Genomic DNA, 5,942 nt, shown 5'->3' on the forward strand with positions numbered 1-5,942 from the left:
GGTTCCGAGGGGGCGGGCTCCGTCTCGGAGGCGTGGGTGTCGGTCACGGTCGGACTCGGTTCCTCTCGGGGAGCGTCGGGTGTGCGGCGCGCGGCGGCGGGGGCCCCGGACCCGGGAGCCCCGTCCAGTGCGGCGCGCAGGTGGTCGGCGAAGCGCCGGTACTCCCCCGGCATCTCGGACAGCGCGGGGAGCACGGCCCCGGCCAGGTCCTCCTCCCCGTCGAGCGAGGGGACGAGGGGCGCTCCGGTCTCGATCCGGGCCAGCCACCGGTAGATCCTGGCGGTGTCCTTGAACTCGATGCCGAGCGAGTAGTACACCGACCGCATGACGCTGAGGTCGCCGAACCTGCCGAGGAGGTCCCTGCGCACCCCGGGCAGGAACTCCAGGGCGGTGGCGGCCGGGTCGTGCAGGTCGCCGGTGGGCAGCGTCGGGTCCATCAGTTCGCCGCCGAAGACCTCGGCGATCTCGGTGACGGCGAGGCGCCCGTCGCGCGGCGCGTGGGGGATGCCGCGCTGGATCAGCTCCGCGACGGGGAGGTTGACGGGTGCCTGGGTGAGGCGCACCGCGAGTTCGCGGGCCCCGCGCGAGGCGTGGGACAGGAAGCGCGACACCGGATCGGGGTCCCAGGGGGCGGAGCTGGGCGGCCGTGCGCCGTCGGGCGGGAGGACGCACACGTCGGCCTCCCACACCCGGACCCCGCCGTCGAGGACCGAGACCCATTCCGCCAGGGCCTCCGGCCCGTACTCCAGGACCGGCAGTACCGCCGCGTCGGCGGGGAGGACGGGGTCGGAGCCCCCGTCCGGGGCGCGTGCGAGGGCCCACGAGGCGGGAACTGCGGGGGAGGGGGCCGTCATGCGCATCGGCTGCGGTGCGAGCGGTCCCCCGGACCACACGGAGCGGTCGAGGAGGTGCAGGACGGCGGTGGGGATCCGAGAGGCGAGCGCGGCGACCCAGGAGCGCAGCTTGGGCTGGCGCCAGCCCCGGTCCTGGGCGTCGGTGACGAGGACGGCCGCCTCGGCGCCGTGGACCCCCGGTGCGTGGGCGGCGCGGCCGGGGTGGAAGCGGATGACCGTCGCTCCCGCCCGTTCGGCCTCCCCGGTCAGTTCCGCGACACAGCGCTGGTGCAGGCCCATGAGGGACGAGGAGTCGACGAGGACGGCCAGACGGGACGGCCCGTCTGTCAGGTTGCCGAGTGCGTTGCGATACCTGTGCGACAGATCATCCATTTTTGTCCTAATATGGACCTGATATCCGAATCGGCGGGCGTGTCCCCGTCGCCCCCTGGGAATAGCTCCCTGGTTCTCCTATCCAACCAGAGAGATTCTAGCCAGGAAAGGCGGCGCTTTCCCTCGGGGGCGGTGAGCCGTCAGGGTCCGGACGCGAATACGGCTGGTGTGCGGCGACCGGACCCGGCGTGCCGTTCCCCTCCATCATCCCCCAGGCCCGAGGGCTCTCAGGGGGCGCCGGTGCCGCCGGGAGCGCCCCGGAGGAGTGTGTCCTCAAAGGAGTCATGGATGATCGCGATTTTTCGACTGTCCGAATTTTCCCTCGCCCTGTCGCGCAGATAACGGGGCAGGCCGGATATCCGTACCCGGGCGTCGGGTTCCTGGTCCAGTAGTTCCTGGAGAAGGGGAAGAATCGCGCTCTTGGGACCCCTGATGATGGTGGGGACCCCCTGGTACAAAGCCGCGTCGTAGACGTGCCGTAGGTCCGGGCTCTCGTCGTCCACGACGAGCACCGTCAGGTCCAGGTCGGAGAGGACGTTGGCCACCTCCTTCGTCTCCTGCCTCCACGAGGTGAGGACGTTGCGGTCCTCCACCAGGGGCCGGGCCCGCTGCCGCATGGTGCGTGTGCGCCACCGCTCCGAGGCGCCCAGGTAGTGCGGTGCCGTCACGCGTTCGCGCACGTGGTAGACGATCTCGTACGTCGTGCAGAGCAGGGGCGGGAACGCCACGAGGTCTCGGTGCGGGCTGGCCTGTCCCAGGCTCAGGTGCAGCAGCTCCCTCGGCAGCCGGACACTCAGCCGCAGCGAGTCCTCGTCCGGTGTGATCAGCATCTGCATGGTGGCCTCGCCCATGAGGTCGGCGATCTCGTCGCAGATCTCCGATTCGCCGACCAGCCTCGTGCTCTGCGGCAGCTCGCCCCGCTCGTCCCGGTGGTCGATGCTGTGCAGGAGCCGGTAGCCGCCGGTCACCGGCTCCAGTTCGAAGGTCACCACCGTTCCGGGAGGCCGCGCGGAACGTTGGGCGAGGGGTGTCGCGGGAGCGTTCGGGCCACGGCTCCCGAGCAGCCGCCGGTCCCGGTCGCGGGTCAGGACCTCCTCCCAGTCGCGCCCCATCGCGGAGGCCTCCCGCCTGATCCAGGACCACACCGCGGGCGGAAGCGGTCTCCGGCGCCGGATCTCCTGGTGGACGTGGTGCACCCACACGACCCGGGGCGGCGGCTCGCCCGCGGGCGGGACCAGGTCCCACAGCGCGGTGAGGACCCGCCACGCGGTCGTACCCGCGCCCGTGTCGTGCCGCCTGGCCCTGCGCGTCTCGCTCGGGCGCAGCAGGCCCTCCGGCGGGACCGCCTCCAGGGAGACCGAGTCCAGCAGGTCGTGCAGGCTGTCGTAGGCCTCCCTGCCGCACAGGGACTCGTCGGCCAGGCGCTGCGCCGAGACGACATCGCCTCCGTCGCGCTCGCCGACGAGCTCCTCGACGGGGAGGACGAACGCGATGCCCGAGGGCCGGTCGGGGTCGTTCCACACGTAGTGGTGGGTCTTCTGCATGATCCCCACCAGCTCGCCGGTCCCGGTGCGCACGGCGCAGCCGCTGAACCCGCCGGTGATCCGCACCGGCTGCGAGGCGGGGGTCTCGACCTGGTGGGTGAGTCCGGTGGGACCGCCGGGCCCCTGGCAGACCAGCGGGGCCTGGAGGGAGCGCATGCCCTCCGGGTAGCCCGCCGTGTACAGGGGCTGCTGCGGCTCCAGGCTCGCGCACTCCCTCAGCACGGGGAAGGACGTGTCGGGTCCCGCGTCCCGCAGCCGCAGCACGGCCAGGTCGCGGCTGTCGGGGCCCGCCGACCACAGTTGGGTGTCGACGGTGGCCTCCCACTCCCGGTCGTCGAAGGACTTGAGGCGCACGGTGGCGAGCGCGCCCGGATGCTCCTCCTTGTCCCCGTCCAGGCCGAGCGCGGCGTTGACGACGTGCGCGCACGTGACCAGCAGGCCTGGGGACAGGAGTACGGCACCGCCCACGGTGTCGTACTGGTCGAGGACACGCATCTGCCACGAGGGCTCGTTGGGTTGCAGACCACGCGGGGTACGGGGGGCGGCCACGTTCGGGAGACCTCTCTCGATGTCAACTTTTCCCGGAACAATTCCCCCTCGGGCAGCGGCGAATCAAGAGGCACCGGAACGGAGGGAACAGAGTTCCGCGAGCGATTTCCGCGGCGGAGGGGAGTCATGAGGGCGAGCGTGCAAACCGGTGAGCGCGCTCCGAGCCCGAACCCCCGGTGACGCGCGTCATAGAAGGGCCGGAGTGGAAGGCCCGGAGTGGAAGGGCCGCCCGTCTATGTCCGATCCGACAAACACCGGCACCCCGGCATGGCCTGGCGGACGGCGACTCCTCGCGGAGGACTCGCTGAGGTCTCAAAGCGGTGTTGTTCCACGCACGGGTGTTGTGACTTACCGGGCACGGGGCAATGATCCCCCGCAATATCCACGAACAGCGCGTAAGGCTCGTGCCCGCGTGCTCATGAGAAGGGAGGGCAGGGTCTTGGACGAGTCCATGCTCTGGTCCGTCGCGACCTTCGGCGTGTACCTCGCCGCCATGGTGGCCATCGGCCTGTGGGCCTACAAGCGCACCGTCTCGCAGTCGGACTTCGTGCTCGGCGGCAGGCAGCTCAACAGCTGGGTGGCGGGTCTGAGCGCCAACGCCAGCGACTTCAGCGGGTGGCTGCTGCTCGGACTGCCCGGCGCCATCTACGTCTCCGGTCTGGGCGAGGCCTGGATCGCGGTCGGTCTGGCCTGCGGCTTCGCGGGGAGCTGGATCCTCCTCGCGCCCCGCCTGCGGGTGTACACCGAGCGCGTGACCGACGCCCGCTCGGGGGGCGACTCCGACTCCCTGACGCTCTCCTCCTTCCTGGAGAACCGCTTCAACGACCCCACCCGGCTGCTGCGCGGGGTGTCGGCGGTGCTCATCATCGTCTTCTACTTCTTCTACGTCGCCTCCGGGCTCGTCGCCATGGCCGCCCTGTTCGACCAGGTCTTGGGCCTGAGCCCGGGTCCCGCCATCGCCATCGGCGTGAGCATCGTGGTGCTCTACACCGTGCTCGGCGGCTTCCTCGCGGTGTCCTACACCGACGTGGTCCAGGCCGCGATGATGTGGATCGCCCTGCTGGTCGTCCCCGCCATGGCGGTCACCTCGCTCGGCGGCCTCGCCGGGCTGACCGAGGGCGTGTCCGACAAGAGCGACGGGCTGCTGTCGGCCGTCGGCGGCACCGCCCTGGACGCCGAGCTCGGCCAGTGGGTGAGCACCGACACCCTCGGCTGGGTGGTCATCGTCTCCGGCCTGGCCTGGGGCTTCGGCTACTTCGGCCAGCCGCACATCCTGTCCCGCTACATGGGCATCCGCTCGGTCCGCGACATCCCCAAGGCCGCCACCATCAGCGTGGCCTGGGCGGTCACCGCCATGGTCCTGGCCGTGCTGGTCGGCTTCATCGGCATCGCCTACTTCGACACCCCGCTGGAGAACTCCGAGCAGGTCTTCCCGCTCCTGATCGAGGCCCTGACCCACCCCCTGGTCGCCGGCCTGCTGCTCGCCGCCATCCTCGCGGCCGTCATGAGCACCGCCGACTCCCAACTGCTGGTCGCCGCGTCCGCCCTCACCGAGGACGGCTACCGGGCCTTCGTGGACCGCGACGCCGACCCCAGGCGGCTGCTGTGGATCAGCCGCGTCACCGTGGTCGCCGTCGCCCTGGGCGCCGCGGCCATCGCACTGTGGGGCGACCAGTCGGTGATGGACCTGGTCGGCTACGCCTGGGCCGGGTTCGGCGCGGGCTTCGGCCCGATCCTGGTGCTCTCCGTGTTCTGGAAGCGCATGAGCTGGTCCGGCGCGCTCGCGGGCATGATCGCGGGCGGCACCACCGCGATCGTGTGGGACGTCCTCGACGCGAACTTCTTCGGCACCGGCCTGTACGCCATGGTCCCGGCCGTGGTCCTCAGCGTCGCCGCCATCTTCGTCTTCAACGGCCTGGCCAGGGTCACCCCGCAGATGGAGAGCGACTTCGACCGGGTCGAGGCGGAGATCCGCGGAACCGGTTCCGCCCCGGGAGAGGCCGCACGGGTCTGACCGGCGGCCGTACCGGCGGCGGCCGGAGCGGCCGCCGACCCGGCCCTCCCGCCCGCACCGCGTCCGCGGTGCGGGCGGGAGGGCCGCTCTGGCGCACCCGACCCCGGAACGGTAGAACGGTGACATGTCGTCACTGACGGAACACCCGGCCGTGTGGGCCCGTACCGACGTGCCCGAGGGCCTCGGGCTGGGCGCGCTCCTCCCCGAGCCCGACGGCCACCGCCTGGAGGCCGGGGAGACCGTCGTCGTGGGCGGGGAGCGGTTCCTCACCCGCTTCAGCGTCCGCACCGACCTGGCGTGGACGACCCGGCGGGTGTACGCCGAGGTCCTCTCCTCCCAGGGCCTGGAGTCGGTCACGCTCGACGCCCACGGAGGCCACTGGAGCGGACCCGACGGCGTTCCCCGCCCCGAACTGGTGGGCTGCCTGGACGTGGACGTCGCGGCCACACCGCTCACCAACACCCTGCCCATCCGCCGCCTCGGCCTGCGCCACCGCGCGTCGGGACGCGGCGGATCGGGGACCGTTCTCCCCCGGGCGGAGGGCGCTGACGCGCCGAACGTGCTCCGGGAAGTCCGGGAGAGTTCCCGCACACGGTACCCCGCGAGACG

At 71.8% G+C, this 5,942-nt stretch carries 3 protein-coding genes and 1 pseudogene; 2 read left to right on the forward strand and 2 right to left on the reverse strand.

Annotated features, from left to right (window positions below; genetic code table 11):
* Together ABD54_RS24965 and ABD54_RS29440 are read right to left on the reverse strand one after the other, a co-directional pair.
* Positions 1–1,226, reverse strand: a pseudogene (locus ABD54_RS24965) (tetratricopeptide repeat protein); the annotation flags it as partial.
* Between the two features lie 227 nt (positions 1,227–1,453).
* Entirely contained in the window at positions 1,454–3,319 is a 1,866-nt protein-coding gene (locus ABD54_RS29440) for a trypsin-like peptidase domain-containing protein (RefSeq protein ID WP_268778210.1), read from the reverse strand.
* 451 nt (positions 3,320–3,770) lie between these two features.
* Here ABD54_RS29440 and putP point away from each other — a divergent pair, with 451 nt between their 5' ends.
* Together putP and ABD54_RS24980 are read left to right on the forward strand one after the other, a co-directional pair.
* Entirely contained in the window at positions 3,771–5,333 is a 1,563-nt protein-coding gene (gene putP, locus ABD54_RS24975; protein ID WP_047871996.1) for a sodium/proline symporter PutP, read from the forward strand.
* A gap of 124 nt (positions 5,334–5,457) precedes the next feature.
* A partial coding sequence (locus ABD54_RS24980) for a putative glycolipid-binding domain-containing protein (RefSeq protein ID WP_235432190.1) occupies positions 5,458–5,942 on the forward strand: 485 nt, incomplete at its 3' end.

The sequence above is a fragment of the Nocardiopsis sp. RV163 genome (genome assembly GCF_001029525.1).
In the GTDB taxonomy this organism is placed as follows: Bacteria; Actinomycetota; Actinomycetes; order Streptosporangiales; family Streptosporangiaceae; genus Nocardiopsis; species Nocardiopsis dassonvillei.